General features: G+C 47.5%; 24 protein-coding genes and 1 pseudogene. 9 read left to right on the top strand and 16 right to left on the bottom strand.

What is annotated here, in order from left to right; translation table 11 throughout:
* Nucleotides 1-56 precede the first annotated feature (56 nt).
* The gene (locus QGP82_RS29000) at nucleotides 57-1130 is read left to right on the top strand and encodes a fibro-slime domain-containing protein (RefSeq protein ID WP_163667450.1); all 1074 of its coding nucleotides are present in this window, start codon (nucleotides 57-59) and stop codon (nucleotides 1128-1130) included.
* A 140-nt stretch (nucleotides 1131-1270) separates the two neighbouring features.
* Here QGP82_RS29000 and QGP82_RS29005 read toward each other — a convergent pair whose 3' ends face one another.
* A complete protein-coding gene (locus tag QGP82_RS29005; RefSeq protein ID WP_163667453.1) occupies nucleotides 1271-1756 on the bottom strand; it encodes a GNAT family N-acetyltransferase in 486 nt (161 codons plus the stop codon).
* Nucleotides 1757-2044: 288 nt separating this feature from the next.
* On the opposite strand from QGP82_RS29005, the gene QGP82_RS29010 reads away from it, so the two are divergent.
* Nucleotides 2045-3109: a mechanosensitive ion channel family protein gene (locus QGP82_RS29010; RefSeq protein ID WP_163667456.1), complete on the top strand. Its 1065-nt coding sequence runs from the start codon at nucleotides 2045-2047 to the stop codon at nucleotides 3107-3109.
* A gap of 14 nt (nucleotides 3110-3123) precedes the next feature.
* On the opposite strand, the gene QGP82_RS29015 is transcribed toward QGP82_RS29010, so the two are convergent.
* From QGP82_RS29015 to gntT, 4 genes are all read right to left on the bottom strand, one after another.
* The gene (locus tag QGP82_RS29015) at nucleotides 3124-3648 is read right to left on the bottom strand and encodes a DOMON-like domain-containing protein (RefSeq protein WP_163667459.1); all 525 of its coding nucleotides are present in this window, start codon (nucleotides 3646-3648) and stop codon (nucleotides 3124-3126) included.
* Nucleotides 3649-3797: 149 nt separating this feature from the next.
* Nucleotides 3798-4949, bottom strand: a complete 1152-nt coding sequence (locus tag QGP82_RS29020) for a phosphotransferase enzyme family protein (RefSeq protein ID WP_163667462.1) — start codon at nucleotides 4947-4949, stop codon at nucleotides 3798-3800.
* Nucleotides 4950-5143: 194 nt separating this feature from the next.
* Nucleotides 5144-5920, bottom strand: coding sequence for a TIGR00297 family protein (locus QGP82_RS29025; RefSeq protein WP_499061761.1), 777 nt, complete (start codon nucleotides 5918-5920; stop codon nucleotides 5144-5146).
* A 74-nt stretch (nucleotides 5921-5994) separates the two neighbouring features.
* Nucleotides 5995-7341, bottom strand: coding sequence for a guanitoxin biosynthesis MATE family efflux transporter GntT (gntT, locus tag QGP82_RS29030; protein WP_163699021.1), 1347 nt, complete (start codon nucleotides 7339-7341; stop codon nucleotides 5995-5997).
* 164 nt (nucleotides 7342-7505) lie between these two features.
* Between gntT and QGP82_RS29035 the strand changes: the two genes are divergently transcribed.
* Together QGP82_RS29035 and QGP82_RS29040 are read left to right on the top strand one after the other, a co-directional pair.
* Nucleotides 7506-7907, top strand: coding sequence for a hypothetical protein (locus QGP82_RS29035; RefSeq protein WP_163667470.1), 402 nt, complete (start codon nucleotides 7506-7508; stop codon nucleotides 7905-7907).
* A gap of 443 nt (nucleotides 7908-8350) precedes the next feature.
* Complete coding sequence (locus QGP82_RS29040; RefSeq protein WP_163667472.1) at nucleotides 8351-8713, top strand: thioredoxin family protein; 363 nt, start codon at nucleotides 8351-8353, stop codon at nucleotides 8711-8713.
* 32 nt (nucleotides 8714-8745) lie between these two features.
* Here the strand turns inward: QGP82_RS29040 and ribD are convergent, their stop codons facing one another.
* The gene (gene ribD / locus QGP82_RS29045) at nucleotides 8746-9849 is read right to left on the bottom strand and encodes a bifunctional diaminohydroxyphosphoribosylaminopyrimidine deaminase/5-amino-6-(5-phosphoribosylamino)uracil reductase RibD (RefSeq protein ID WP_163667475.1); all 1104 of its coding nucleotides are present in this window, start codon (nucleotides 9847-9849) and stop codon (nucleotides 8746-8748) included.
* Nucleotides 9850-9902: 53 nt separating this feature from the next.
* On the opposite strand from ribD, the gene QGP82_RS29050 reads away from it, so the two are divergent.
* On the top strand, nucleotides 9903-10130 hold the full coding sequence (locus tag QGP82_RS29050) for a hypothetical protein (RefSeq protein ID WP_006515358.1): 228 nt from the start codon (nucleotides 9903-9905) through the stop codon (nucleotides 10128-10130).
* A gap of 71 nt (nucleotides 10131-10201) precedes the next feature.
* Here the strand turns inward: QGP82_RS29050 and bioF are convergent, their stop codons facing one another.
* The 4 genes from bioF to QGP82_RS29070 all read right to left on the bottom strand — a co-directional run bounded on the left by bioF (nucleotide 10202) and on the right by QGP82_RS29070 (nucleotide 15815).
* Entirely contained in the window at nucleotides 10202-11374 is a 1173-nt protein-coding gene (bioF, locus tag QGP82_RS29055) for an 8-amino-7-oxononanoate synthase (protein WP_163667478.1), read from the bottom strand.
* 11 nt (nucleotides 11375-11385) lie between these two features.
* The gene (locus QGP82_RS29060; protein ID WP_163667481.1) at nucleotides 11386-11895 is read right to left on the bottom strand and encodes a hypothetical protein; all 510 of its coding nucleotides are present in this window, start codon (nucleotides 11893-11895) and stop codon (nucleotides 11386-11388) included.
* Between the two features lie 271 nt (nucleotides 11896-12166).
* The gene (locus QGP82_RS29065; protein WP_499061762.1) at nucleotides 12167-12646 is read right to left on the bottom strand and encodes a hypothetical protein; all 480 of its coding nucleotides are present in this window, start codon (nucleotides 12644-12646) and stop codon (nucleotides 12167-12169) included.
* A 214-nt stretch (nucleotides 12647-12860) separates the two neighbouring features.
* A complete protein-coding gene (locus tag QGP82_RS29070) occupies nucleotides 12861-15815 on the bottom strand; it encodes a phycobilisome rod-core linker polypeptide (RefSeq protein ID WP_499061763.1) in 2955 nt (984 codons plus the stop codon).
* Between the two features lie 433 nt (nucleotides 15816-16248).
* Here QGP82_RS29070 and QGP82_RS29075 point away from each other — a divergent pair, with 433 nt between their 5' ends.
* Both QGP82_RS29075 and QGP82_RS29080 read left to right on the top strand, forming a co-directional pair.
* Nucleotides 16249-16836 (top strand): sulfite oxidase-like oxidoreductase, encoded by a 588-nt coding sequence (locus QGP82_RS29075; RefSeq protein ID WP_163699035.1) that lies wholly within the window; start codon nucleotides 16249-16251, stop codon nucleotides 16834-16836.
* Nucleotides 16837-16970: 134 nt separating this feature from the next.
* Nucleotides 16971-17741, top strand: a complete 771-nt coding sequence (locus tag QGP82_RS29080; RefSeq protein WP_163667493.1) for a cobyrinic acid a,c-diamide synthase — start codon at nucleotides 16971-16973, stop codon at nucleotides 17739-17741.
* A gap of 27 nt (nucleotides 17742-17768) precedes the next feature.
* Here QGP82_RS29080 and QGP82_RS29085 read toward each other — a convergent pair whose 3' ends face one another.
* Nucleotides 17769-18020, bottom strand: a complete 252-nt coding sequence (locus tag QGP82_RS29085) for a hypothetical protein (RefSeq protein WP_163661787.1) — start codon at nucleotides 18018-18020, stop codon at nucleotides 17769-17771.
* A gap of 66 nt (nucleotides 18021-18086) precedes the next feature.
* Nucleotides 18087-18266, bottom strand: a pseudogene (locus tag QGP82_RS29090) (hypothetical protein); the annotation flags it as partial.
* A gap of 170 nt (nucleotides 18267-18436) precedes the next feature.
* Between QGP82_RS29090 and QGP82_RS29095 the strand changes: the two are divergent.
* A complete protein-coding gene (locus tag QGP82_RS29095; protein WP_490794886.1) occupies nucleotides 18437-19066 on the top strand; it encodes a LabA-like NYN domain-containing protein in 630 nt (209 codons plus the stop codon).
* Between the two features lie 191 nt (nucleotides 19067-19257).
* Here the strand turns inward: QGP82_RS29095 and QGP82_RS29100 are convergent, their stop codons facing one another.
* From QGP82_RS29100 to QGP82_RS29115, 4 genes are all read right to left on the bottom strand, one after another.
* Nucleotides 19258-19737: a DUF4198 domain-containing protein gene (locus tag QGP82_RS29100; RefSeq protein ID WP_163667500.1), complete on the bottom strand. Its 480-nt coding sequence runs from the start codon at nucleotides 19735-19737 to the stop codon at nucleotides 19258-19260.
* A gap of 181 nt (nucleotides 19738-19918) precedes the next feature.
* Complete coding sequence (locus QGP82_RS29105) at nucleotides 19919-21715, bottom strand: serine/threonine protein kinase (RefSeq protein WP_499061764.1); 1797 nt, start codon at nucleotides 21713-21715, stop codon at nucleotides 19919-19921.
* A 236-nt stretch (nucleotides 21716-21951) separates the two neighbouring features.
* The gene (locus tag QGP82_RS29110) at nucleotides 21952-23295 is read right to left on the bottom strand and encodes a TldD/PmbA family protein (RefSeq protein WP_163667505.1); all 1344 of its coding nucleotides are present in this window, start codon (nucleotides 23293-23295) and stop codon (nucleotides 21952-21954) included.
* A 127-nt stretch (nucleotides 23296-23422) separates the two neighbouring features.
* Entirely contained in the window at nucleotides 23423-24901 is a 1479-nt protein-coding gene (locus QGP82_RS29115) for a TldD/PmbA family protein (protein WP_163667508.1), read from the bottom strand.
* A 266-nt stretch (nucleotides 24902-25167) separates the two neighbouring features.
* Here QGP82_RS29115 and QGP82_RS29120 point away from each other — a divergent pair, with 266 nt between their 5' ends.
* Nucleotides 25168-26664: an adenylate/guanylate cyclase domain-containing protein gene (locus QGP82_RS29120; protein ID WP_499061765.1), complete on the top strand. Its 1497-nt coding sequence runs from the start codon at nucleotides 25168-25170 to the stop codon at nucleotides 26662-26664.
* Nucleotides 26665-26991: the final 327 nt, after the last annotated feature.

A 26991-nucleotide genomic window follows, 5' to 3' on the forward strand; every position in this document is an offset into this window, starting at 1 on the left:
GTTTAGGATGGTGATTGTATAAAAAAGAGCCTCTATTTCAGAACAAGGAAGCTCCCATGACACAAAAAATTACATTGTCTGGAAAAGTTCGCGATTTTAAAGACAGCCATAATGATTTTCAACATGTGATTGCTGCCGAGAAAAATATTGTTGAATCTAAACTTGGCGTTGATAAAAAACCTATTTATAAGGGAGGGAAAGGTAAAACCACCACAGGTAAGGAGAACTTTGACCAGTGGTTCCGTGACGTTGTAGATGTTAACAAGAGTAAGCAGTTAGATATTCTTTTGGAAGATGCCGACAATGACGGTGTCTTTACCTATGAGAATTCGGAATTTTTCCCCATTGACAATGAGCTATTTGGCAATGAGGGACGTGCCCATAACTATCACTTTACCTACGAAATTCACGCTAAGTTTACCTATAAGGGCACTGAGAAATTTACATTTGTCGGCGACGATGATCTGTGGATCTTTATTGACGGCAAGCTAGTGATTGATTTAGGTGGTGTGCATCCACCCATGACCGATACCATTGATCTTGGTATTAGTGCTGGCGAAACTCAGTTTAACCAAGCTTTAGCAACCGGTGAAACTCTTGTTCTAGAAAAGGGCAAAGATTATACCTTTGACCTTTTCTTTGCTGAGCGGCACACTACAAAATCGCATTTTCGCATTGATACCTCTCTCCTTTTGGAGCCCGCTCCAGAGGTCTGCATTAAATCGCCCGATCCTAAAGCAACTGAACCTTACAAAGGTGAAGTTTGTATTGATACAGGCAAGTTCCTAATTTGCACGGAAGAGCCCGTCATGCAGGATACTGTAGTTTCCTACAGTGTTAGTGGCACAGCTACAGAGGGCAAGGACTATAAGGCAATTAGTCGCAGTGTCACGATACCCAAGGGTAAGAGTGAGGTCTGCATTGAAGTGAAGCCTCTAGCTGATGCCGTTGCTTGTGAAAAGGATGAAACGGTTGTGGTGACTCTAGAACCTGGTAAAGGCTATACAGTGGGTGACTGCAAGGTGGCCAAGGTTGTGATCGCAGAAGCCCCTCGGAAGATCAGCTATCTATTTATCTACCTGGTTTTGGCCTTCCTGGCCATCTGCGGCCTCTGGTACTTCCTGCATTAGTCCATTAATGTGACACGGTAACATTCAAATAGGTGTCTGTGATCCTTTCAACTGAGTGCGACTGATGTTTTCAATCATTGGAAACATCAGTCGCACTGTTTTCAGGTAGAGGTTTAACAGCCATATCCAATGACTGTTGGTTATATGGGGCTTTGCAAATACTTGATACCTGGCTTTAATTCTTCAAAGAGATGATAAGGGCATTGGGTCATACCCAATGCTGCATAGGTCTCCTTGGCTCGCATATTGTCTTGTTCAACATAGAGACGAAATCCGCAAACATCTGGCTCCTGATGTGCAAGCTCTTTAATGAATTGGTACATGCGGCGATAAATGCCACGACGACGATAGTTGGGACTGACAAAGACACTTTGAATCCACCAGAAAAGACTGTTTCGCCAGTCACTCCACTCTGTCGTAATCATCAAACAAGCCACTACTTGAGTGTCAACCTTAGCAACGATGTAAAAGCCCCGGGATGGGTTGTTCAATAAAGAATTTACCCCTGCTAAGATCACTTCAGGAATCAGGTCTTTATTCTCAGTTTCCTGTGCCATGGCTCGGTTGAAGTTGGCAATGATTTGGGCATCACTTAGCTGAGCCCGACGTATTTTTATGGAATCCAAATGGTTCACCTTTTGGGAGTGTAAAATTTGGTGTCTAGTCTAGCGTGAGTGGGTGGGTGGGGAATAGGGCGTAGGGTGTATTTAGCACGATTGACAATTGCTATATTTATTTAATGTCTCAATAAAACTGTCAAGACAACAAGAGATTATTGCAGAGAGAATCAAAATAGGAGAATAAGGAACTACGGATTTGGTTCTGGTTACCGGCGCGAGCTGTGTAAACAAGGTTAGAGCCATGCAAGGAACCTCTACCCCTGTTAACCTAAATCTGATGATGACTTGGTCCCCATGCTGTCTGATATTCTGCAGAAAACTTTTCTAGGTAATACCCTGGAGGCCTATGGTATTTCGCTCCTTAATATTGGTGTAGGTATTGCGATCGCACATCTGCTTAAGCGTCTTATCCTCCGTCGTCTCAAACGCTGGGCTAAACGCACTGCCAATACCTTAGATGATCAGCTGGTGCGCTTGATAGAGCGTCCGACACTGTGGCTGCTTTACCTGGGGTTTGGCTACATCAGTTTGCAAAATCTGACATTGTATCCCACTGTTGCTGAGCTGCTGACCGTTGTGGGCGTTATCTTTGCCACGTTACTGTTGCTGCAGCTAGTGGGGTCAGTGGCTGAATATAGCCTGCGTATTTATGGATTTATCCATCGCGACCAGCCCAATATGCGCCAGAGCCTTAATGCTCTAATCCCAGCTGTGCGTGTATTTCTGTGGGCGATTGGAATTGTTTTTGTTTTAGATAACCTGGGGTTTGATATTTCTGCCGTTGTAACCGGTTTAGGTATTGGTGGCGTGGCCATCGCCTTAGCCTCCCAAGGTATTTTGCAGGACCTGTTTAGCTATTTTTCTATTTTGTTAGATCGCCCATTTGAGATTGGTGATTTTATTGTTGTTGGCGACATGTCTGGCACTGTACAACAGGTCGGTATTAAAACAACTCGACTGCAAAGCCTGGATGGAGAACAGCTGATTTTAGCGAATACCGATCTAACGGCTTCGCGCATTCAGAATTTTCAGCGCATGGCCCAACGACGGATTGCGTTTAACTTAGGGGTTACCTACGAGACTAGTAAGACCCAACTGGAGCTGATTCCCGATATTTTGCGTCACATCATTGAAGGAATCCCTCAGGTCACGTTTGACCGGGCTCATTTTGCTAGTTTTGGTGATAGCAGTCTTAACTATGAAGTTGTTTATCTCGTAGAAACTAACGACTACATGGTTTATATAGATGTACAACAACAGATGAATTTAACCATTAAAGAACAATTTGACAAGGCTGGAATTGAATTTGCCTATCCAACTCAGGTGTTGTACTTAAATCGACTCAACACTAAGCCCTAAGACCTCAAAACCCCCTAAACTGCGAGGCTAAAGCTATCTCGACGGTGGAAATCCGGTTCTTGGCCTGTATGGTCTAGAGCCCAGTGGGAAACACTGTCAGTTTTGATCACGGTGCTGATCCCCAGCTCTAGGGGTTGATCGATAGCAAGCCAGTCGTCTGTAGGTAACTCTAGGGTTAAATAGTAGCCTTTCGTCAGAGGCTGCCAGGTGCTAGCAATTTTGCTACAGGCGGGTTCGGCCACCATAGCTTGACGATAATCATCAAAGCGATATACATTCCAATTGCCATTGGGGGAAGCATTAACTTCCCAATAGCGGGATGAGTCCGGTATGCCAATAAAGACCTCGAAGCAGGTATTTTCCCAAAGATGATCGCGGCGGCTAGGGGTTTTGCTGTCAGTAGGGGGGAGCTTGAGATCTTCGACAGCACCGGTAAGGGTGTATTCGACCGTGAGAGAGGATTGAGCCCGGACCACCCGACCAGAAATCACTAAATTCGAGACTGGTTCGAAGGGTTTTAGCGAAAATGGTATAGCCATTGATGTCTCCTAAGGGAACAAACACAAGATAAATAAGGTCTACCAAGGGAGGAGCCACAACGATGTTGCTAAGCTCCTTTGCCCAAGGGCCTAGAGGCCTGGGGACAGCTACTGAGTTACCTGTAGAACTCAGTACGTACTAAATAGTTCTAAGCTACATACCCAACTTCAGAACAGTAATGGGCTTTTAATTGATTAATTACGGTTTGAATTAAGGGTTTCTGATGGCAAATGCTTTCAGCCAACTGAAATTGAACTAACGCTCGTTCAAGGTTATGGTTCGGTCGCTGAGTCTTAAAATAAATGTCCCCTGCCAGGTGATCGCTAAAAAAGCGCAATCCTAGCTCAAACGTAATCAGCCAAATAGCGTCATAGATGTAGTCATATTCCACCGCATTCAAGAAATCACTAGCGCTGGAAAGATACCCCTTTAGTACAGCTGCACCCAGCTCCACATCAAAGATGACAGCTTGCCAATTTTGGGTTTCTTCCCCTAATGGGTTGCAACTAGAGCGTAGGCAATCGCCAATGTCATAGTGGACCAGACCGGGTTTGACAGTGTCTAGATCAATAAGGCTGGTGGCCTGTCCGGTGGTCGTGTCAATCAGGATATTGTTAATCTTTGGATCCCCATGAATCGAGCGTAGGGGCAAACTACCTGTGGCTTTGGCATCTTCCAAGACCGATAGTCGTTGGCGATGGCTATCAATCAGTTGGCAGCAGTGATGTTCTTCAAAAGATAGGGAAGCAGCTTGGGGCAGAATCGCATCGTACTGTTTCAGATAGTGAGGGGTGATGTGAAATCCAGGTAGGGTATCTGCCAGATTTGCACAGGGCAGATCGCTGAGTAAACTGTGGAAACAGCCAAGACCATAGCCAATCTCAGTGGCATGTTCCTGGTGTTGAATGGTGTTGAATGTGGTGGTGCCTTGTACAAAGCTCAGACCGCGCCAAATATTACCCTGGGTATCTATCCAGTGGTGCTGATTGTCATCTGTTTTAAGAACAGTGGGGACTTCCCAACGACGATTGAGGGGAGCTTTGTCTAAGCGCTGATGAGCATGGCTGACAAACTGGCACAGGTTATCCATAACCTGATGAGGCTGGGGAAATACCTCAGTATTGATGCGCTGGAGGACAAACGGCTGTTCTGCATCAACTAGATATGTATCGTTGATATTACCGCTACCGAGGGGGCGAATATCTCCCACAGTGCCATAGCCAATAAATTGTTGGGCAATGTGAGCAAGGGTGTTGTTTTGGCTTGTTGATGATTTGGGCAGCTCAGCCTCAGAGAGCATGGGATTGTCTAATAAAACTTTGGCTAATCATACGTTCATCCCTAGAACTAGGGAAACCGGATAGGCCATAAAAAGGTTCCATCAACGGTTTTAGAAGTTTCAATATGTTTAAGCTCCAGGACATGATTGATGTCGAGCCATGGGTGATTAAAAGAATATTCCTAGGACTTTACTGCAATGTCAATGCCATACCATTATTTAATAGCCAGTAGAGCGCCTAGTGCGATCGCAACTACAGCCCCAATCAGCGTATTAATAATGTTCACCACATCGTGGGTCAATCCTGGCAGCTTGTCCTCAATTGTTGCCCCGATCAAACTTTCAATGGTGGTGGCAACAAAGGCTGCAATGGCACAGATAACAACACCGACCACTGGAATCAAGCCAACACCCCAGGCTGCGACTGCCAAAATCAGAGAGCCGACGACTCCGGCCAGTGTGCCTTCCAGGCTGACAGCGCCTTCTGTACCCCTTGGTACGGGCTGTAGTGTCGTAATTAAAAATGTCCGTTGACCGTAGGCCTTGCCAATTTCTGTCGCGGACGTATCCGATAGCTTCGTACTCAGGCTGGCCACAAACCCCAGAATCAGCAGCTGGGTCACTTGGCCAGTGGTTAATCCTGCTAGGGTGGCAGATGTCAGGCCTGTAAACCATACCAATAGGGCACAGAGGGCCGCTGTCAACGCTGACCCCCAGACATTGCCGGGGCCTCGCACGCCGCCCCGATCTTCTGCAATGCCTGCAGCTGCTTTTTGGGCAAAGCCTACTTTAGTGACTGTAGAACCGGCTGCAAAATAAACCAACGTGACAAAATACGCCTGCCAGCCCAGGCACCCCCAGAGGATAACGCCCAAAACCCAAGCATGGATATAGCCCATGGGAGTTAAGAGCTTTTTGGGACTAGCAAAGGCGAGGCCGATGAGAACTAGGTTGAAAAGGGCTGCAACCAACCAAGGGTTTTGCCATGTCATGGGTCGGTTTCCTTATGCTTATAGTGTACCGGGAGCGGGCTGTTAGTGTTTTCTGTGGTGGGAGTGGCCTACTTCTAAGATGATATCGTTGTCGGTTCTGCCAATGGCATTTTGACTAACTTGTAGACCAAAAACAGCATTAGGACAGTCATGTAGGCTGTTAACGCTGTCCATAGCAAATAGCTGTTATGCCAGTAGACGGCCAACGATGCTAAGGGAATGAAACCGATGCCAAAACCTAGCAGGGCACCATCCCTTAACACTGCCCCTTCTTTTAAGCCAATAAAGTAGCCTTCTAACATAAAGGCAACGGACGTGATGCTGAGTAGGGGCACCAGCCAAGCGGCATAGCTGCCCATGGCCTGACTCACTTCTGTATGGCTGGTGAGCAGGCTGAATATCGTGTTGGGAAAGATCACTGCCGATAGGGCAAAGCCAAGGGAGATAACCAGGCTCGTTACAATGGCGGTTTTAAGGACGGGTACACAGTTATCTGTACGTCCTTGCCCCTTAAAGTTGCCAATCAGGGTTTGGGCCGTCATCCCCACTCCCTGAACCGTAAACTGGCTGAGTAGCGCAATTTGCAGCAATAAACCGTTTTCTGCTAAAGACACGGTACCAAAGGTGGCGCTCAGGTTAGTAAAAATGGAATAGGCAGAAATTAGGGCTAAAAAACGGACCAGGATATTGCCTTTGAGAATCAGGGTGGAACTGAGTGCTTGACGATCGAGCACTTGCCCCATAGCCTTACCTAGATAAGTCCAGTCTATGGTCAGCACAATGGCGATAAACCCGACTAACAAGCCCAGGTACTGACTCAGGGCAGTGGCTAAACCAGCTCCGGTACTTTCCCAACCCCAGCGGTTGATCATGATATAGTCCAGCAGCACATTAGAGCCGTTGGCCATGAGGGATATGAGAAAAACCACGCCATTTTTCTCACGTCCTAAAAACCAGCCAATGAGAACAAAGTTCAGAAGCACCGCTGGGGCTCCCCAGATGCGGGCATTAAAGTAGGTGATGCCCGCCTGTTCAGTTTCAGGGGCTCCGGACAGGATAGTGAAGCCTAGTTCATGGATGGGGTATTGGAACAGTAAAATGACGGCTGCGATCGCAAGTGCCACCAACCCACATCGCAAGGCCGCGACCAATACGCCTGTCATATCGTCTTCACCGACAGCCTGGGCCGTTAATGCATTGGTACTGTTGCGTAAGAATTTAAGAATGCGATAGAGGTAATCAAATAAAATACTGCCTAGAATCACTCCAGCCAGATAATGAATATCAGATAAATGCCCTAGAAAAGCAGTATCACAAAGACCTGCTAAAGGCACCATCATGTTGGAAAACACCCCAACGATTGAGAGCCGATAAAACCGAGGCAAAAAGCTTTTGTACGATGCTGGGATAGCAGAAACCATAGATTTTGAGGCAGTCCAGCCGATTGCAGAGAGTTACACTACTGACTTAAATTAATAATGCTTAAGTAAACGTTAATATTGCATACTTAAAAGCATTTTTGCCAGTTTTTCAGGTCTTAGCTGACTCCTTAAAGGCTGACCCTACAGTTATTTCTGCGTTTTTTATGGATTCTATCGAAAAGCTCATCACCATGGCCGAAGACGAGCTGACTCAATACAGTACAGAAGCGCGAAAAATTGAAAAATTACGGCCTAAGGTTGGGCTGACGGTTCCATATCCTCAGCAAAAGCAGATTAAAGAGCAGATCCTGGCAGATATACCTCAAAATATGTTTGCCAAAATTGTTGAACGCGACCGACAGATGGTAGCACTACCTTTTTGGGGCATTGGCGGTTTAGGACTGCTGTTAGGGGTTGCCATGCAGCAACCCCTAGACTTCATGGCTACAGGCGTAGGATTCTACGTTGCGTATGGTATTCAATCATGGGGTTGGAAGCTAGAGGCCAAACGCTTAGTTGTGAAAACCCTGGATATGATTGAAAAAGAAATGCAAAGCGAGGTGTGACATCGTCAGTTATACCCAATTGTATTTTTAGCTATAGGTAAATGTTTGCAGCCAAAGAAAATTTAGTTGCCATCATTTGAGAGAACGCCTCAATTCAGAGGTTATGTTGATCAAACAAAACATAAATTTCTGAATCATTCAGATACATTATTTAATGTTTTCTTAAGTTTTCATAGAAAAAAACACTGTACAAAAGTGACCATTGATGGTCCAATATCTCTATCTATACAAGACTTTCGACGATTAGTAACAATTCTAATCTTGGCTTGATGTCTTTAAGTTGGTATTGCTGAGCGTACGTGGATTTTTATTATTGGCAGGCTGTCTTTTTTGTGAGAAAAGGTTCACAATAATAGAGCAATACCCTTTCGGTATTAGACTTTTCTTAATAAGATTGGAAGTACTAAAAGATTTTTATCAATACTGACAATAATTAAGCGTCAATGACAATTTCTGAAGACAATTTCGAAAGCGTTGTACTAGCTTCTCCTGTGCCGGTTCTAGTGCATTTTTGGGCTCCTTGGTGTGGGTTGTGTCGTCGAGTGACTCCCATGCTCAATAGGTTTCAGCAAGACTGGTCAGGTCAGGTAAATGTCTTTAATATTAATGCTGATGAAAATCTCAAGCTGGCAAATCTGTATCGACTGCAGACGTTACCCACGCTGCTATTTCTAGATCAAGGACAGGTGATTCAGCGGTTTGATGTGTTGCGCAATCGTGATGAGTTTGTCCGAGCGCTCAACTTATTGATGCGTCGTCATCAGTTAGAGGCTGGGCTGACTAAGGATCGTAGGACTGGTTGGTAATAGCTAGCGGTTTTAAGGTACTTATTTTTTACTTAATCCTTTAGATATCCCTCAATCAGCCAGTCTGGACCTATTTTTTGTAGCTCTATGTTGTTTAGGGCTAAGGCTTCAGTCATTTCTCTAAAGCCCATATCGCCGATTGGTGTTTGAGCGTTGCTGCCACCAATCAGCTTAGGGGCGATAAATGCCCATACTTTTTGAATAACGCCCTGCTGTAGAGCTACTGCACTCAAGGTGCCACCACATTCCCACAAAATTGTGGATAACCCCCGTTCAAATAAGTTATTAGCGACTGCTTCGGGTGTTAATGGATTGAGGGAAACGACGTCTATAGATGTTGGCAATATGGACTCTGCCTGTTTCTGATTGATTTCTGTAAATACTAATGTCGGGGCAATGTCAGTTTGCCAAAGATGAGCATTGGTGGGTAGCTCTAGGCTGCGACTCATCACTACACGGAGTGGGTTGCGATCGCACACTCCATGGCTAGTCAATCGAGGATTATCTTTTCGGACCGTATTGCCACCGACAATAACGGCATCGCACTGACCTCGCAGTTGATGTACATGTCGTCGTGATGCAGGGCTGGTGACCCAGGCACTATGGCCAGTATCCGTAGCAATTTTGCCATCAAGGGTCATGGCATATTTCAAAATGCTAAAGGGTTGACGGTGACGTATGCGATGGATAAAGGCTTCATTGAGGCGTTCACAGGCGACTGTTTCCACATCGGTAATAACTTCAACGCCAGCGGCGCGTAAACGCTCTATGCCGCCGCTGGCCTTAGGATTGGGGTCCCGCATGCCAATCACTACCGTAGCAATGCCTGCCTGTAACACAGCTTCTGTGCAGGGTGGGGTGCGTCCTGTGTGGTTGCAGGGTTCTAAATTTACATAGATTGTGGCCCCTCGGGCGGCCTCACCAGCTGCTCGTAGGGCAAAAACCTCTGCATGGGGTTGTCCTACTTGGGGGTGAAACCCTTCTCCAACAATTTGTCCATCCTTAACAACGATCGCCCCCACCATCGGGTTAGGCGCTGTTCGCCCGGCTCCTTGAGCCGCTAGCTCTAGACAGCGATGCATCATTGTGATGTGACTCTCACCTGTCGGTAGTGACGAATCGTTCTGTGAAATCATGGGCAAATTTATCTAGAATTTTGTATTAGAAGAAGAGTTATTAACATAACCCCATGACTACTGAGAACACTAGCGTGAACTGTGCCGTTGAGTGCGTTAACGGCTGCATTAAAGGCGATGCTTGTCCCAATGAGGCTTATACTCAACAGGCGTCGAATTTTATTGAAAACACGTCTCTCGACAAAATGTTAGAAATTGCTGAAGAGGCACTGCGTAAGAAGATTTTGGCACGGGCAACAGAACCGAGAAAGTGGGTGATGCCGGAGGAGTTGGGAGAATAGGGAGTAGGGTAAGGACCTGAAAAATCCGTTTGGTTTAACAGCGTCTTCGTGTACCTCCCGCTGCCCATGCCCTACTCACCAAAAAAATCTTGAATCCCTGCTACCAATCGATCAATGTCTCCCCTCGAATGGGTTGCCATTACCGTTGCCCTTAGACGACTGGTGGGGACAGTGGGGGGGCGCACTGCGGAGGCAAAAATTCCTTGTTTTTTTAGGTGTTGACCCAGTTGAAGTACTGTTGCTGCGTCTTTGACTTGGATGCAAACAATTGGGGATTCGGAGGGTAAGCGACTAATGTGGGACAGCTGGTCTAGGCGCTGTCTGAGGTAGGTGGCGTTGTGTGCTAGCTGGGTGAGTCTTTCGGGCTCTTGAGAGAGAATTGCGATCGCAGTCCTGGCGGCGGCGGCATCGGCGGGGGAGAGACCTGTTGTATAAATCCACGTGGCGGCACGGTTGCGTAAAAAATCAATCAATTCAGCGGAACCGGTGACGTAGCCGCCTAAGCTGCCCAAGGCTTTGCTAAGGGTGCCGACTTGTACCATGGGGCGATGACGACAGCCGAGAAGTTCTACGGCACCACCACCGGTTTTACCGAGTACGCCGGTGCCGTGGGCTTCATCCACCATGACCATGGTGTCCCACTGGTCGGCGATGGCTAAAATTTCTGACAGCGGGCACAGGTCTCCATCCATACTAAAGACACTGTCGGTGACGATGATGCAGCGACGATATTGGGGGCGCATCTGCGTCAAATGATGCTGTAGCTGTTCTAAATTGTTGTGGTCATATATGGCAATGGTGGCTCCGCTGAGGCGAGCGCCCATTTGTAGGCTGGAGTGATTGTATTGATCCGCCACAATCAGATCGCGGTGATCCACCAGGGTGGCGAGGGTGCCCAAGTTTGCTAAATAGCCTGAACTAAAGACAATGGCATCGTCGGTCCCTTTAAGTTCTGCGATGGCCTGTTCTAACTCTCGGTGGATGGGGCGCTGACCGCTAAGCAGTCGGGAGCCGGTGCTACCGGTGCCGTAGGTTGCGATCGCATTCGCAGCTGCTTTGGCTAATCTTGGATCGCCCGCCAGGCCCAGATAATCATTGCTGGCGAAGTTTAAGCAGGTATGCCCATTGACGCTGATGGTAGCACCACCTTTGCCATCAACAGTTTGAACCTGGCGGTACCAGTTAGCTCGCTGCAGTGTCTGCAGTGATTTCGTAATCCATCCGTAGGGATTGGTTGCTACCAAAGTCGTGATTGCTAGTCTAAGTTCGATATCCAGGTATGATACCGCCCAGATACACGCACCCGCCCAGTTTCTGAAAATCTAAGAACGACTGTGCTCGATGCCCCATTAGCATCACTAATTTCTAGAGAGCCATCGACCCAGCGATCAAAGTAATTGGTGGCACTGTGAACCCGAATGTCGTAAATTCCCGCTTCGAATTGAAATTTTTTGCTGCGGTTCAGGGTACGAGGGGAAAATAAGCGGCGATTATCAATGTACACATCGGCCCATTCATCGCCCTGGGCGACAATTTCTACGGTGACTTCTCGCGCTGCGCGGTCATGGTGATTGTCCTCGTCGCTATGGTCGCGCTCGTCAGTTCTTGACGTGGACGAGTAGTTGATAATTGTCTCACTAATAAGGGTTTCTGCAATAAGAGTTTCTGCTGTTATGGGAGTGGCTAAATGGTTGATTAAAGAAGGTGTAACTGCACTAACCAGCAGGGCTGCTAGCCCTAATTTGAGCCATTGTTTCTGTGTCATAGTGACCCTGGTTTAGTTGATAGGTACTCATTGAAATGATCTAAATTTTGCTGTGACGATAGGTGTAATCAAATTCCACCTATCAAATTTCGGAAATATCACACTAGCGCATTTAGATTTTTTCCTGAGACGTATCTCCAGTCCATGCTGGTAGTCTGTCAGGATTTAATTTTGGAGAGAGAGTTTCTCAGCAGAGTAGCTTTCATGATCGCAATCCCATTCGCTAGTCACGATTCACCCTCTTACGTTGAACTTTGAACTTGACAAACTATTAGCGACGATGACGCCTTGAGGATCTGCGCTCTGTTGAGATTGGAATCCAGGCATAGGGATCGCCGGAAACCCTTACGCCTCTTTCTGAAAAGCTGACGACAATAATGTTGGTATCATCGCGACCCACATCTAAATAGCCTTCTGCCCAGATATCAAAATAATCGGCACCGGTAATTTTGATTTCGTAGGCCCCTTCTCTGAAGTTGAAGCGCTTACGGCGATTGGCATTGCGGGGTGAAAAAATGCGACGACCGTCAACGTACACATTGGCCCATTCGTCGCCCCGAGCAATAAATTCTACGGTTACATCGTCTCTTGCAGGGTATCGCCGTTCGTAAATAGGATATCGATGGTGCCCGTGGTGGTCGGTGCGAATGATAATCTGATTTGCTTCAGCCAGTGGGGGAACGACAAGCGGGGATGCGATCGCACAGAGCATCCCTAAAATTCCTAGCCTCAGCCATTTTGGGCGTGTCATAGTGGCCTCAATGTGCATTGCACGTAACGTTACAGGGGCACCTCTATTTCCATTTTAGATCTACGGCCAAAACATCCCTTGCCAGTGGTCAGTTTGCCTCAGTGGTTAGGTTTGCTTACATATTAAAAACCTTCCAGATGCCTAAAACTAGGCATCTGGAAGGCCATGGCTCAGTCACGACTTAACCGCCGCTACGATTTTTGATTGGGCGCTACTAGATCAGACCAAACATTTTCTGAATCAACAGATTGCCATCGGTGACCGGCTGAACCTTAGCAGGGTTTTCGTAGGAGAGACGCTTCTCGACCCGAGCTTTGTTGGAGCCTGCCTTGTCACTGGTGGAAACGCTGGTGAGCATATCGAACATGTTGACGTAGCCTAACAGACGCTTACCAGTCTGGGTTTTATAGCCACGGTAGTAAGGAACTGTATTCTCACCAAAAGCAGTTTGATATTCCTCACTGTCGATGTAAGCATCAATGTCAGCATCGTAACCCTGGTTGTCCACGACGGCACTGTGATAAACAGTCTCGTCATAGCTTTCAGGAGCCCGTCCTAACAGATGCTTAAAGTTCAACTCATGGCAGCGATAACGGGGGGCATTATCAATAAAGCGAGACTTATATAGGTCTGACTTAGCCAATACACGCACAAAGCCGCGTACGGTTAAGTCACCGTTGCGCAGTTGGGATTCTGCACTAGCCAACCGCTCGCTCTCCATGATGTGGGCATTGCCCAACACCTGCTTATAGATAGCGCTAATCGCCAGATTCACATCTTCATCCGATGCACCGGCGTTGAGTTTGATGGGATCCTGATTCGCCAGAGCGTTGTATTGCCCTTGCCAAATGGACGTACGTTCAACTGAAGCTAGAGGGCTTGTGGCCTCCAGGTTAAAGGAATAATCAGGGGTTATGACTGGAGCAGCGGGCTGAGTCTTAGGACGAATATCGGCTACCGGAACAGTCTGCTCGGAGATATCAGGAATACGGCTGGACTGGTTTTTGAGAATGGACTGATCAACGGCAGCACTACCATACTGGCTCAGTTGCTTATCGCTGCTGGAGGCACCACGTAATAATTGGAAGGAATGGGTATAGCTGGCCATTCCTTTCCCAGTTTGGGTTTGGTAGCCACGGAAGTAAGGAACGATGTTGGCCCCAAAGGTTTCAAAGTACTCGTCGCTATCCAGGTAGGCGTCAATTTCAGCGTAAAATCCTTCCTCAGCCAAGATTTGAATATGACGCGAGATCTCTGCACCACTCTCGGGTGCTCGGCCCAGCAAGTGCTTAAAGTTCAGCTCCACTGCTTTTAAGTTAGTGCAACGCTCATAGAATAGGGTGCGATATCTATCTGACTTTGCTAAAGCCCGAACAAATTCCAAGACAGTAATGTCACCGTTGCGTAGCTGTGACTCAGCGATGGGGAAGCGCTCGCTTTCCATTAGATGGGCGTTACCAAACACCTGTCTGTAGGCTGCTTCAATCACTATATCGATTTGAGCAGTACTATCACCCGCTATCAGTTCAACTGGTTGTTGTTCAGCAAATGAGTCAGTATAGGCTCCGATGATAGAAGACGTCCCCACATCCTGTTTAGAAACAAAGATGGGCGTACCAATGGCCTGGGCTAATTGGAACCCCTTAGGATTGAAAACGTTTTCTTGCTTGGATTCGAAGGTCTTGGTTAGGGCTGTTTGCAGTTGGGATTTCTGACTCGCTTTTATGGACTCAGAAACCGAGCGATCGCTGCTGGAAAGACCCTTAATCAGATCAAAGATGCGGTTGTAACCAGCAACATTCTTACCTGTCTGGGTGGCGTAGGCTACATAGTAAGGAACGGTATCTTTACCAAAGTTTTCGTCATACTCCGCACTATCAAAGTACGAATCAATTTCAACTTCGAGACCGCCTTCCGCCAGGATGCCAAGATGCTTAGACACTTCCTTGAAATTATCAGGAGCCCGGCCTAGCAAATGCTTGAAGTTCAGCTCGATGGCACGAACATTTGAACAGTTCTCAAAGAATAGAGAACGATAGGCGTCAGACTTAGCTAAGGCCCGGATGAATTCTTTAACCGTCAAAGCCCCATCCTTGAACTGGGACTCAGCCGTCACCATGCGCTGGCTTTCCATCAGGTGAACGTTACCAAACACCTGCTTATAGGCAGCTCGGATAACAATTTCAACATCTTCACCAGAGGCACCGGGGGACAACTTAACTGGCTGGCTAGCCCGAGAGGCTGGGAATGTGGCCGCCGCCTGCTTAGCGTTGTACTGTTTAACCCATTCATTGGGCGTGATCGGCTCCGATAAAAAGGCAGCTGACTTATAGACAGGAATAAAGTCTGCTTTGGTGAGTTGCTGCTGAGGCTGCTGGTATTCCTGTTCTGGAATAACAGGTGTGGAGAAGGGGAGTGTTGCTAGGGGCTTAATTTCAGTCGGTGTGCCACTTAGCAAACCTGACTGGATTTGAGGTGTGGTGTTGCTCTCAATGGATTTATCGCTGCTAGAGGCTCCCTTGACCAGCTGAGCAGAGTGGGTAAAGCCAGATACAGACTTGCCTGTTTGGGTCTTATGACCGCGATAGTAGGGCACTAAATCTGTACCAAACGCCTGGAAGTATTCGTCGCTATCCAGGTAGGAATCAATCTCGGCCTCAAAGCCATCTTCAGCCAGGGTTTGAATGTGCTCAGAAATCTCTGCGTTATTCTCAGGAGCCCGACCCAGCAAATGCTTGAAGTTTAATTCGACCGCTCTGATGTTGGGGCAGTTTTCAAAAAATACGGCGCGGTAGCGATCGGACTTGGCTAGCTGACGCACAAACTCCAGCACGGTGATTTCGCCTCTACGCAGTTGAGATTCTGCGATCGCAGAGCGCTCACTTTCCATTAAATGAGCATTACCAAATACCTGCTTATAGGCAGCGCGGATAACAACATCTAAATCTGTAACGGATGTTGTGCCGATGAGCTCTACAGGTTGACTGTCTGAGAAAGGACTTAAATAGTTTTTTTGAACGTCAAAATCAGCTGTTGGAGGAGTTGCCGCTTTTGCTGCTTCAGCTGCCTTTTTTTTCTTCAGAGCTACAGCTAAATCAAAACCCTCAGGATTAAATTTCTTTCTGTTAGCCTTTATTGCTGTAGGGCGAAACAAAGTGTTGTTAATCATGGATTTGGCAATACCTTCCTCTATTTGAAAACTTTGGTACACTCCACCGTTTAGAACGGCAACGCTTTGATCTAGCCAACTTTGACCGTTTATGAGAGCTATGCATAAATGGCTTCAACTTTCTTAGAGCTTGTGTAGAGCTGGGCTACACCGTAATTAACTGCGAAAACTCGTGCCCGGTCAACGTTTCAGATAATAGCTACATATCCGAGTCTGCCAGAAAACGGGATCCAGGTGTAAAGAGTTGTAATAACTTGAAAAGCTACATTTAATTTTGGCTGATCGTGATGGGGGGCTGCTCCCCGCCACCCTACAATCTGCTCCCCGCCACCCTACAATTAAATAGCCAAGTTTTTGCATGGCTCAGTTTTTGCATAGCTCAGTTTTTGCATAGCCCAACCTCCCGTGCAGCATCCTTACTAAGGCAGCTCCTATGAAGTTCTTTGAAAAGCCCGGTCCTGACGTTGCTGATCGTGTACCTCCAGGTCAGCATTTAGCTAAAGGGTTTCCTGTGTTGACCTATGGACCTACGCCAGAGGTGACCCAGGACGAGTGGCAGCTAAATCTATCGGGTTTAGTCACCGCTAAAACCTTACGTTGGGCCGATTTAATGGCATTACCGCAGCACCAGTTCACTGCGGATTTTCACTGTGTAACGACCTGGAGCAAGCTAGATGTGACGTGGACTGGTGTCAACGTTATGGATTTATTATCGACGGTTGAGGTGGATGGGCGGGCCGCCCATGTGATGGCCCACTGCTACGGCGGTTACACTACAAATGTAGCCATGGCAGATTTTGCCCGACCTGAAAATTTCCTGGCCCATACCCTGGAAGGCCAGCCTTTACCCTCGCAGCACGGCGGACCCCTGCGATTAGTTGTCCCCCATCTTTATGCTTGGAAAAGTGCTAAGTGGCTCAGTGGTCTAGAGTTTTCTGTAGAGCCAGTGCTTGGTTTTTGGGAACGAAATGGCTATCACAAACGAGGTGAACCTTGGGCCGAAGAGCGGTATAGCGATTAGACGGAACACAAAAGTTTCCTGATCGTCTGCTTACTTATCTGTAGTCCTGAACAGGCCTAAACCAGGTTGTTCAGGTCAAACTTCCTGAAAATGTCAGTGCACTGTGTGATGCAAACCGGTAAATTACAGGTCGCATGTCTGCGATTAATGGCCCCCAAACAAAACAATTAATTCAATCTCTGCCTCCAGAAGCTCAACAGTGGTTATTAGGGTTGCCCTGGGTACAACGCCGCTACGTGTTGTCCCTATGCCATGTGATGTGTGCGACTCCACTGGAGGAGCAGATACAGTTCTTGGATGAGTACACAGCTGATGGTGTGATTTCGCGCATCATTCACGATCGCGATACGACGCAGCGCATTTATCATCATCTACAGCGTTTTCATATTGAGACCAAGCTGACTGAAAGTGTCCTGCGGCGCTATGTGCGTCAGTATTATGTCCACACTGCCCAGGCGCGTCATCATGAGGGTGAAGCCTACCTGGAATCTGCCATTCGGCTGATGATAGATGGCCAGGAACACAATCGCGTCCTCACCTACATCCTTGGATTTGAGCTACTCATATTGCTGTTTAGTATGAGTTGGGAGCAGCACGAGCGGTTTTATGGGTTGCAGCCCAATCAAGAAGACTTTTTTAACCTGTATATTCGACCGGTGCAGCGAGCCCATCGCCTAAATGGTGTAATTGTGCCTAAGGATGAAAATCGCTTTTTTGCCCGTCGCGAATATTTTATCCGTATCCCTCAGCTGAAGCCTGGACAAACGGTGGCGCTAGTGATGGCAAGCTTCTCCCCCAAACAGATTAGTCATTTGGGGGCCATTGTGATGCGTCATCAAAATGCGTTGCAATTTGACTACGAGCATATTTTTCAACAAAACTCCGATGCGGCTATTTTTGGCTAACGCCTATGCCAATATTCCACAGAGTTTCTATTCCACAATACGTATGCCCCCTGCTTGAATGGCATCGAATAGGCGATTAATTTGACGGCGTTCTTGCTCATCGACGGTGCCATCGGCCAAGACCATTTTTGAAAGGGATTGATATTGGGTGTAGGTAATACGCTTGGCCCTGATGAGTTGATCAACTAGCTGAACGACATTATTTTCATCCGTTTCAGCGTTTTCTTGCTGTTCATTACTGTCTGCAGGGTTCATTGCCTTGTCAGAAGGTTCGTTCATAGCTTTAAGATATGAGCGTTTGCCAAGAATCGATGTCTTAAATATTGGCATCCTACCGGAAAGCCTTTACTGATTGGCGGAATGACCCAATCTGAAACAAATGCTATCGAGTAGCAAACTATAAATTAGCTTCTCTTGTTCTGCAATGGGTTTATCATGCTGCCAGCGTAAAATACGAGGAAATCGGACAGAAATCCCTGATTTGTGTCGCTTAGACTGGGCGATTCCCTCAAAACCAATTTCAAATTAATCCTTCGGCCCGATGCTCACGGGATGTCTCTCTGAGAGTTTGAAGCTGCTCAAATCCAAATGCACTTTATAAAGTCTGGATAAAACCTTAAGAAATAATTAATATTTCATACTATTCTCAATATAACCAGTCTGCATGTTGCGGCATATCAGCTTCAATCAACTTTATGGAAAATAATATTGAACACAATGGGGCGACTCATTCTTCCCATGGCTCAAACGGTCGTATGGCACGAGGAGGGGATCTTAAGCTGTCGCCCATAGATGGCACATTGTTTGCTCCCTATACGGGCAATCATGTTGCTGCTAGTTGCGATCGCATGGCCGTCTTAATTGACGGCGCAAACTTATTTTATTCCGCCTCTTATCTGGGGATTGAAGTTGACTACGTTCGGTTGCTCAATGCGTTAGTGGGCAAGCGGCAGTTGCTGCGATCTTACTTCTATACCGGTGTAGACCCTAAAAATGAAAAGCAGCGTGGCTTCTTATTATGGCTTAACCGCAATGGGTATCGAGTCATTAGTAAAGATTTAGCCCAGGTCGCTGATGGCTCCCGTCGAGCCAATCTACATGTGGAAATGGCGGTGGATATGCTACGTCTGGCTGACAGTTGCGACACCATCACCTTATTGAGCGGTGATGGTCATTTAACCTATGCGGTAGATGCCCTGAGCTATCGTGGTGTGCGGGTAGAGTTGGTGAGCCTACAATCGATGACGAGCGATACCTTAATTGATCTGGCTGACCACTACACAGATTTGGCAGAGCTACAAGAGTATATCTGTAAGCTGCCCTAACTATAGATTGGTCCCCATAGTTCACACCATCAGTGATTGCTGACAGCGTATCTTGTCGGGGATTTGCCTTGTGCAAGCTCCCATGTGTTAGGGGCGATCAACCAGGGTTTCCACATTATAGATTCATTAAAAAACCAGCCGATCTAGACTCAGATCGACTGGTTTTCCTGATTCTGTAGAAGTTTGCTTAATTATTTCCGAAAGCGTCGCCAAAGACCTAAGGTAACTAGCGTTCCCAACGATAGGGCCCAGCCAATATAAGAGGTACCGCCGTAGTGGATATCGGTGTCACCGATATCGCTAATCAGTTCTGTAGTCACGCCAGTTTCATTGACGGGGACTGTCAAAATATCGCCGTGACCCTGCTGACGGATGATCACTTCCCAGTCACCTGTGAGGGTTTGGTCAGGGCTAAAGCTAAACCGACCTTCCTGGTCAGTAACGCCCTGGGTCCAGGGTTTGATCGGATTATTGGGAGAATACACGTTCACCTTAGCGCCCTTAAGTGGTGCACCGTTGCTAAAGGTGCTCTGCATTCTTAAAACCTGCTGGGATTGCTCGTTCGAAAACTGGTCAAGAAAGTAGTTAGTCTCAACCATATGGGCCGAAGCCTTGCCTGCGACTGTAAGCAGTCCGAATACGATGAACGGTGTTAGTTTTCGAAGAGTCATCCTAAAATCCCTCTAAATCTGATGCCAATGCTGACGGCACAATTTAACAGCGTTTTCCAATGGAACATCCCAATGCTACCCCTTTAAATTCAAAATGCGCAGTTAATTTTATGAGGAGTGATCGATAGATATTGTTGACGAGCAATTATTGTTGATGGGCAATGCATGTCTATCCTAGAGCCTAAGGACGAATAAGACTCCGTTCCACATTACGACGATACAGGGCAATAGCCTTGGCCTGCTGGATAGGCATATAGGTCAGCATAGTGCCGATGGCAATCACGTTAGCAATTAATCCGAACGTAATCCAAGGACCGCTAAGGGCCAGACCCTGGACCAGGCCTAGGCTGGTGCCCAATAACCCGGTTAGTAAGGTTAACCCAAGGGAAAATTTGGGTTGAAAGCCCCGTTGCCAAAAACGGTCGATGGTTAGACCATCGATTACCCCAATGACACTACCGCTGATGATGCCAAGACCCACAGTGATAGCGGAGGTAACGTAGTCGGTAGCGGTGATGTCTAGCAATAGGCATAGCGGTGCCACCAAGGCGACCGCGATGGCTCCTGCGATTGTAATAATGCGAGCTGCTGGGGATTTAAGACTGACTTCATGTAGCAGCCAACCACCGATTTGCATCCCCAGGCTATTGCCGAAGAGTGCCAGTAGTATCAGTACGTTTCTAATGCCCGGTGTAATCACTTCATACTCTGGGGCCAGTGCCGCTAAAACCCAAACCGTTACCCAACAGGTTGCTAATAAAACTAGCAGTGATGGATAGGGTGATCCTTGGGGCTTCAGTAGCGGCATGGGGGCCGTTTGCACATTTAAATTAAGGGAATAAATTGCTTCTTGGGCATTGCTTCTCAGTAATAGATTGCGCTGATAGGTTTGCCCCGACATTAACTGACTCGTATCAATCTGAAGCTGAGTTGTGATGTCATTGCCATGGAACTCAGTTGGGGAGAATTGAATCCAGCTATGGTAAGCGTTATCAAAATTGGGGTCACTGCTGTGGGGTGCAACCTGCCAATGCCCCGTTAAGGTGGTTTCGGGGACAGAATTGTTTAATGTGATTGCCGTTGTTAATAGCTCTCCCCGGTCTGTGGCGACCAGGTTGATAGTGGATTGGCTAAACTTTGCCTGGGGTTGGCGTAGACCATGTTCTGGGATATTGTCCAGGGCGTCACTGGCGTTTTCGAAGCGATCGCTCAGACGCGGCTGGACCATTTTTTCGAGCCACGTTATCCATTGGGGGCTTAAATAGGCTTTGAACTGACTAAAATCAACCTGGTAAGTGACATCGACTAATTTCCCTACGTGATGGGCGGGTGTGTTGGTCAGCAGACAGATCAGGGTCATTCCTAACCCATACAGATCTGAGGCTTCGGTAAGCTGCCGGTTAAAAATTTGCTCCGGCGGCATGAATCCTAGCGTTCCTTTAACAACGCTGCTCATGCCAACTTCACCATCACCAATGCGCGCAAAGCCAAAATCTACGAGGTAGACCTTTAAGTTATCGCTGACCAGAATGTTTGCAGGCTTAAAATCGCGATGGATAATGGGTGGGATTCGACTTTGTAAATAGGCCAGAATTTCTAAACAGGAGACGGCGATTTGACGAATTGCGTCGGGGCTAAAACTACGGGGCTCCGCTAAGCTTTTGGCATGTTTATACTCTTGCACCATGCAAAAGCCTTCTTCGGCTTTAAATGCTCCCAGATACCTGGGAATGCCTGGATGTTTGAGGCTTTTGAGAACTTGCCCTTCCTGGAGTAGTGCGTCATACCCTTGCCAATCAGAAGACTTAGCAAATTGAAATTGTTTAATAACTACTCGCCGTTTAGTTTTTAGATGAGTAGCTGAATAGGTAACTCGTCCCCCAGCTCGATTGACACCCAGCTCAGACTCAAGTTGAAAACCATATTTATGAAAATCAGGTAGGTCAGATGCTAGAGATGAACCTGTAAGGCTTGTCATTCTTACAATATGGGTAAGTATATCTCTTATCCAATAGCGTACAATGCTGCCTTAATCTAGAAAAAATGAAGCGTCTTTAAAGTGAAAACATCCGCCGTGTGAATAGTGTGTTGATATTTCCTAGCCCATGGCGTGTTGATACCGAGTATGCGCTAGGAAATACGTAATTAAGCCAGTATTGTTTTGCATGGCTGACTTAGAGACTGATCAACCACTGATCAACCATGGTTCTACTGTTATTCCCCTGTGATCGATAATTCATCAATCCATACATGAGGAGCAACACCACTAGGCGTCACTTTTTCGTCGGGGGAGACATAGATGATGGATTGCAGTAGCTGACGAAAATCTCCAGCAACCGTTGCAGATTCAATACTTGTGCGTTTGCCTTTTTGGATGAGCCAACCGTCAAAGGGCAGTGAGAAAGAGCCCTGCAGTGCATTGACCCCGGCGTGAAGTGCCTGTAAGTCGTCAATTAGAACGATATTATCATCAGCATCTTCCAGACTATAATTTTGTTTTGCTGGTTGTCCCTGGGTAATATGGAGAAAATTACTGCCGACGCTGACTTTGGCACCGATGCTAGCGTGACCTGTGGGTTGAGCCCCCATGCGTTTGGCGGTACCTGCACTATGTAGAAAGTTAGTCAGCACACCATTTTCAATAATGGGCAGTCGTCGAGTGGGGGTGCCTTCCCCATCAAAGGTTTCGGAACTAATATTGCCTGGATGCAGGGCGTCATCGTAAACCGATAGCAGCGGTGATGCAATGGTGGTATTGAGACTCTCGGCAGTGGAGAGACTACGTTTGTCGAGAACACTCTGAGCGTTATAAAGGTTGCCAAAAGCCCGAATTAGGCTTAAGAATGCATCGGGTGAAAAGACAACGCGATATTTGCCTGACTGAATTTTCTCATAGTCTAAGTGGCTAAGGGTTTTATCTGTTGCTTCCTTGAGACAACCGTCGATATCAAGAGAGTTGGGACCTACACCCACCCGCATGGCATGACCAGACCGGGGTTTGCGGCCTTCTTGTTCTGTTTTGGTGTACAGATAAACGGAAGCGAAGGTGCGTTCAGCACTACGTTGGGCACCGTCGCTGTTCACATAGAAGTTTTCGCTTGTGTTTTGGGCGATGCCGTTATACGGGACACTTGCGATCGCATCATGGGCATTCAATAATGCCTGTTCAGCGGTCACCAGCCGATCAATCAGTGTTCCCACTGGAGCCGGATCAGCTAGGATAATCTCCACCTCTGGTAATGGAGCCGTAGCTTCAGGACTAAAATCAGGAATATTTTCAGTGGCCCCAAAGGCGCTGGCTTCAGCCGCTGTTTTTAAGGCTAGTTCTAAACCCCGTTCATCCACATCGGTGGTGGAGGTAACCCCCAACCGGCCCTGGTCGTTCCACACACGTACGGTAACGCTGGCCCGATTTGATGCTTTAACTTGTTTAGGTTCGCCCTTATCCACCTGCACACTGGTGCTATCGGTGGTAGCACCGTAGATATCGTACTTGGTGATGCCGAGACGCTGGGCAATGGCTTGGGCGTTAGAAGAAATTTCGATGACTTTGGACATGGGTTAACAATAACAGCGAGATGTTTGAAGAGAATGTCATTGCGTGGGGAGGGGGGCATTGCCCATCCTCCGGGGATATCGGGGGTTTGGCCGGTGGCAATGCCTACCCTATTGGCTGGTTTGTGGTTTACCGGCCACCGACTGTGATGCTGTCCACCTTCAGGTGAGGCTGACCAACAGTCACATAAACGCTGCCGCTGATGGAGCCACAGAAACCAGGGGCTAAGCTCAAATCCTGGGAGCACATGGAAATCTTTTGCATAATGTCCACGGCTTCACCAATCAAGGTGGCACCCTTAAGGGGCCGAGTGACTTTGCCATTCTCAATTAAATAGGCTTCATCCACTGCAAAGTTAAACTGACCGGTGGCACCAACGCTACCGCCACCCATTTTCTTGCAATAGATGCCCCTGTCTACCGATGCAAACAGATCATCCAGACTGTAGTCACCGGTATCAATAAAGGTGTTACGCATCCGAGATGCTGCGGAGAACGTATAGTTCTGACGACGACCACTGCCAGTGCGGGGGTGGCCAGTGCGCATAGCCCCTGCCCGATCAGACAGGAAGTTCTTAAGGACACCATTTTCAATCAACAGGGTGCGCTGGGCAGGCATGCCCTCATCATCCATATCGATGGTGCCAAAGGACTCGCTAGAACGACCTTCATCCCAGGCGGTTAGATTTTCGTGGGCAATCTTTTCGCCCTTCTTATCAATGAAAGGTGTGGTGCCCCGCTCGATTTGCGTAGTCTCTAGCAGGTGGCCACAGGCTTCGTGGAAGATCACACCGCCAAAGTGGTTGGCCATGATAATGGGATAGCTACCCGATTCCACATAGTCGGCATAGAGCATTTTGCCTGCGGACTCGGCCAGTTCTTCGGCAGTGGTGCCATAGTCCCACGCGGTTAGAAAGCTGGGGTCGCTGGTGTTGCCCAAACGCTGACCAATGGAGGAGCGATGGTCACCGTCGGCGCAGAGGACGTTGGCCCCCACCGACTGAGTCAGGCGGATATCACGGGCAAAGGTGCCGTCGCTACTGGCCACCAAGACCTCTTGCCAATCTCTAAAGTAGGCTGTGCGTCTTGCCTGGAGGTGCTTGGCCACCTTTTCTACCGAGGCGTTGGCCCCCAGTAATACATCGCCCATGACCTGCATTGAGCTACAGTTAGCTAGCCAATTTTCCTTGGTGGCAGCATAGTCGCGGAACATTTCCAGGGTGACTTCTGGCACATAGGCGGAGTTCGCGGGTAGCAATAGTCCCATAATGGATAGCCCTTTTTCAAGGGCAGCTTTGAGGCCGTGGAAGCTGACATCATTAGTGCTGACGTAGCAGTCGGCTTTGCCTTTGAAAACCCGTACCCCTGCACCGGTGGTTAGACTGGGGGAAATGCTTGTGATAGCATCATCTTCGGCCAGGCAGCTAATGTAGTTGCGCCGCTCTAGAAAAAATTCAATGAAATCGGCTCCAGCCGCCCGACCCAGGCCCAGTAGTGTCGACAGGGGAGCAGCCCAAGAGGCATCAAATCGATCGGTGGCAGCCTGGTAGGTTTGATTAGGAATTTCCTGCAGGCGTAGGGATGACAGTGGCGGAGCAGCAAGAGTCATAGCGGTTGCCTAATTTCTCAAAACGTGGGTGAATTCCCATCAGTCTAACGCATGGGTTTAATTAGGGATCTTTGGGAGACCTAAGCGGCTGCTCATGGGATCCTTCGCTAATTTTCAGGATAGACTCCTAGGAACTTTGTATGATGGCCCCTAGGGGGGCTGACCCAGCATAGGGTTGGCCATAACATCAGTGGGCGTCTGTCATTATCGATGGGTATTAAATCTATGTAGGTAGCTATTTAGAGTGGTTGTTGTTGACCGTCACCATGGTTAGTGTTTTACAGACGTCATTGGGGTTACTCAAATCTCGCTTGTCTCGAAAAATTGTTGCGTCAATTTTTCTCAGCCTTGTTGTTATCGAATTTATAGTTTTTATTCCGTCCTATCGCCAGCGACGGGCGGACAAACTGAGGGAGCTAGAGACGCTCTCGCAAGAGGTGATTGCCACCATTAAGGCCAACGCGATGCTAGATATGCTGTCTACATCACTGTTGGTAGAGGCGCAGGCAGTCTTAAAAACTGACTCAATTATTCTAGGGGCTGCCCTCTATGATGAGGCGGGACAGTTTATTGATGGGTTTGGAGAAATGCCTTCGTTAGGGGTGCCAGCCACTGGGTTGACCCAGATTGAAACACAGCTGACAGATGCAGGTACCCGTTACGATGTGGCCTGGCCCAGCAAACAATTTCAGGATCGCTACATACTGGTTATTCGCCATGATGCGAACTCTGTTAAGCGATACATGGTGCAGTATTCGGCTCTAATTTTCTTTATTGTTATTATTATTGCTGCTTTTGTTACCCTGGTGACGATTTTTATGCTGGAGCGGATGTTGATTAACCCGCTACTGTTGTTACGAGATGATTTATGTCAAGCGGCAGATGTGGTTGATCAGCCCCAGTTAGCTGAGTTTAGAAGTCTTAAGCAGGCTCAACAGGATGAGCTTGGAGAGGTTATTCAGGCGTTTGCTGCGATGTTTGGTCAAATCTCTCAAGAAGTGCAGGAGCGTAAGCAAGCGGAATTGGCACTGCGGGGTGAGCAGGAGAAAACAGAGGCATTGTTGCGTAATGTGTTGCCGGTTGCGATCGCAAACAGACTCAAAAACGATCTCTCCAACCACACCGCCATTGCCTCCCGGTTTGAAAACGTCACCATCTTGTTTGCCGACATTGTTGGTTTTACCCGGCTAGCAGCCCACACGGCCCCCACTGAATTGGTTTGCCAGCTTAACGATATCTTTTCTGTGTTCGATGCTCTGGCGGAACGCCATGGTCTAGAAAAGATTAAAACTATCGGTGATGCCTACATGGTGGTAGGTGGTGTGCCCGCACCTATGGCTAACCATGCCGAGGCTGTCATGGCCATGGCCATTGATATGCAAGCGGCTGTGAAACAACATCCCTTTAAGTTGAGGATTGGGATTAATACTGGCCCCGTTGTTGCTGGTGTTATCGGTAAAAAGAAATTTAGCTATGACCTGTGGGGAGACGCCGTTAATATTGCCAGTCGTATGGAATCCCATGGTGTAGTAGATCGCATTCAGGTCAGCGCTGATACCTATGAGTTACTCAAAGAAAAATTTCAATTTGAAGACCGAGGCTGTATTCCTATTAAAGGGAGGGGTAAAGCCCACACCTACTTATGGTTGACACGCCAGACAAAGGCTGTGACATTCTCCAAGACATCTGCCAAGTATGGACACGAGGATGGACAACGGTACCTTAAAGACCTTGATAACGTTTTGTGGGGAAGTGGTGAATAATTTTAGTGCTGATAACACTGTGTTTGTATTTTTTTAATACTTGAGCCTTGTGGATATTAGTTGATAAAGAATACTCTATGTAAAAGGCGTCCTACGGAACATAATGGCCTCTTTAGAAAGAAACTTTTGGAAGTACGGTCTTTTTCAAATTCCGGCGATTTTTTTAGTCCTTTTCCTATTAATGGCAGCAATTGTCTCTAGGGCACCTCGATTAATTCAAAAATAGAGTCTCAATATGAGATCATGGTTACGGATTAGGGTTGACAGGGAGACTTCTGATGGGACAACAAGGATTTTGGGATTTTGAGACCCGTCATCAAAAGCTGG

Origin of the sequence: Leptothoe sp. LEGE 181152, from assembly GCF_032906605.1 — a bacterium.
Classification (GTDB): domain Bacteria; phylum Cyanobacteriota; class Cyanobacteriia; order Phormidesmidales; family Phormidesmidaceae; genus Leptothoe; species Leptothoe turfae.

Coding starts and splice junctions, on each gene's coding strand:
- QGP82_RS29115 (WP_163667508.1), bottom strand. CDS start 24,901: ATGACTCTTGCTGCTCCGCCACTGTCATCCCTACGCCTGCAGGAAATT.
- QGP82_RS29035 (WP_163667470.1), top strand. CDS start 7,506: ATGGATTCTATCGAAAAGCTCATCACCATGGCCGAAGACGAGCTGACT.
- QGP82_RS29020 (WP_163667462.1), bottom strand. CDS start 4,949: ATGCTCTCTGAGGCTGAGCTGCCCAAATCATCAACAAGCCAAAACAAC.
- QGP82_RS29070 (WP_499061763.1), bottom strand. CDS start 15,815: ATGATTAACAACACTTTGTTTCGCCCTACAGCAATAAAGGCTAACAGA.
- QGP82_RS29000 (WP_163667450.1), top strand. CDS start 57: ATGACACAAAAAATTACATTGTCTGGAAAAGTTCGCGATTTTAAAGAC.
- QGP82_RS29040 (WP_163667472.1), top strand. CDS start 8,351: ATGACAATTTCTGAAGACAATTTCGAAAGCGTTGTACTAGCTTCTCCT.
- ribD (WP_163667475.1), bottom strand. CDS start 9,849: ATGATTTCACAGAACGATTCGTCACTACCGACAGGTGAGAGTCACATC.
- QGP82_RS29080 (WP_163667493.1), top strand. CDS start 16,971: ATGTCTGCGATTAATGGCCCCCAAACAAAACAATTAATTCAATCTCTG.
- QGP82_RS29065 (WP_499061762.1), bottom strand. CDS start 12,646: ATGACACGCCCAAAATGGCTGAGGCTAGGAATTTTAGGGATGCTCTGT.
- QGP82_RS29075 (WP_163699035.1), top strand. CDS start 16,249: ATGAAGTTCTTTGAAAAGCCCGGTCCTGACGTTGCTGATCGTGTACCT.
- QGP82_RS29010 (WP_163667456.1), top strand. CDS start 2,045: ATGCTGTCTGATATTCTGCAGAAAACTTTTCTAGGTAATACCCTGGAG.
- QGP82_RS29105 (WP_499061764.1), bottom strand. CDS start 21,715: ATGACAAGCCTTACAGGTTCATCTCTAGCATCTGACCTACCTGATTTT.
- QGP82_RS29085 (WP_163661787.1), bottom strand. CDS start 18,020: ATGAACGAACCTTCTGACAAGGCAATGAACCCTGCAGACAGTAATGAA.
- QGP82_RS29120 (WP_499061765.1), top strand. CDS start 25,168: ATGGTTAGTGTTTTACAGACGTCATTGGGGTTACTCAAATCTCGCTTG.
- QGP82_RS29025 (WP_499061761.1), bottom strand. CDS start 5,920: ATGACATGGCAAAACCCTTGGTTGGTTGCAGCCCTTTTCAACCTAGTT.
- QGP82_RS29060 (WP_163667481.1), bottom strand. CDS start 11,895: ATGACACAGAAACAATGGCTCAAATTAGGGCTAGCAGCCCTGCTGGTT.
- QGP82_RS29050 (WP_006515358.1), top strand. CDS start 9,903: ATGACTACTGAGAACACTAGCGTGAACTGTGCCGTTGAGTGCGTTAAC.
- QGP82_RS29015 (WP_163667459.1), bottom strand. CDS start 3,648: ATGGCTATACCATTTTCGCTAAAACCCTTCGAACCAGTCTCGAATTTA.
- QGP82_RS29110 (WP_163667505.1), bottom strand. CDS start 23,295: ATGTCCAAAGTCATCGAAATTTCTTCTAACGCCCAAGCCATTGCCCAG.
- QGP82_RS29095 (WP_490794886.1), top strand. CDS start 18,437: ATGGAAAATAATATTGAACACAATGGGGCGACTCATTCTTCCCATGGC.
- QGP82_RS29100 (WP_163667500.1), bottom strand. CDS start 19,737: ATGACTCTTCGAAAACTAACACCGTTCATCGTATTCGGACTGCTTACA.
- gntT (WP_163699021.1), bottom strand. CDS start 7,341: ATGGTTTCTGCTATCCCAGCATCGTACAAAAGCTTTTTGCCTCGGTTT.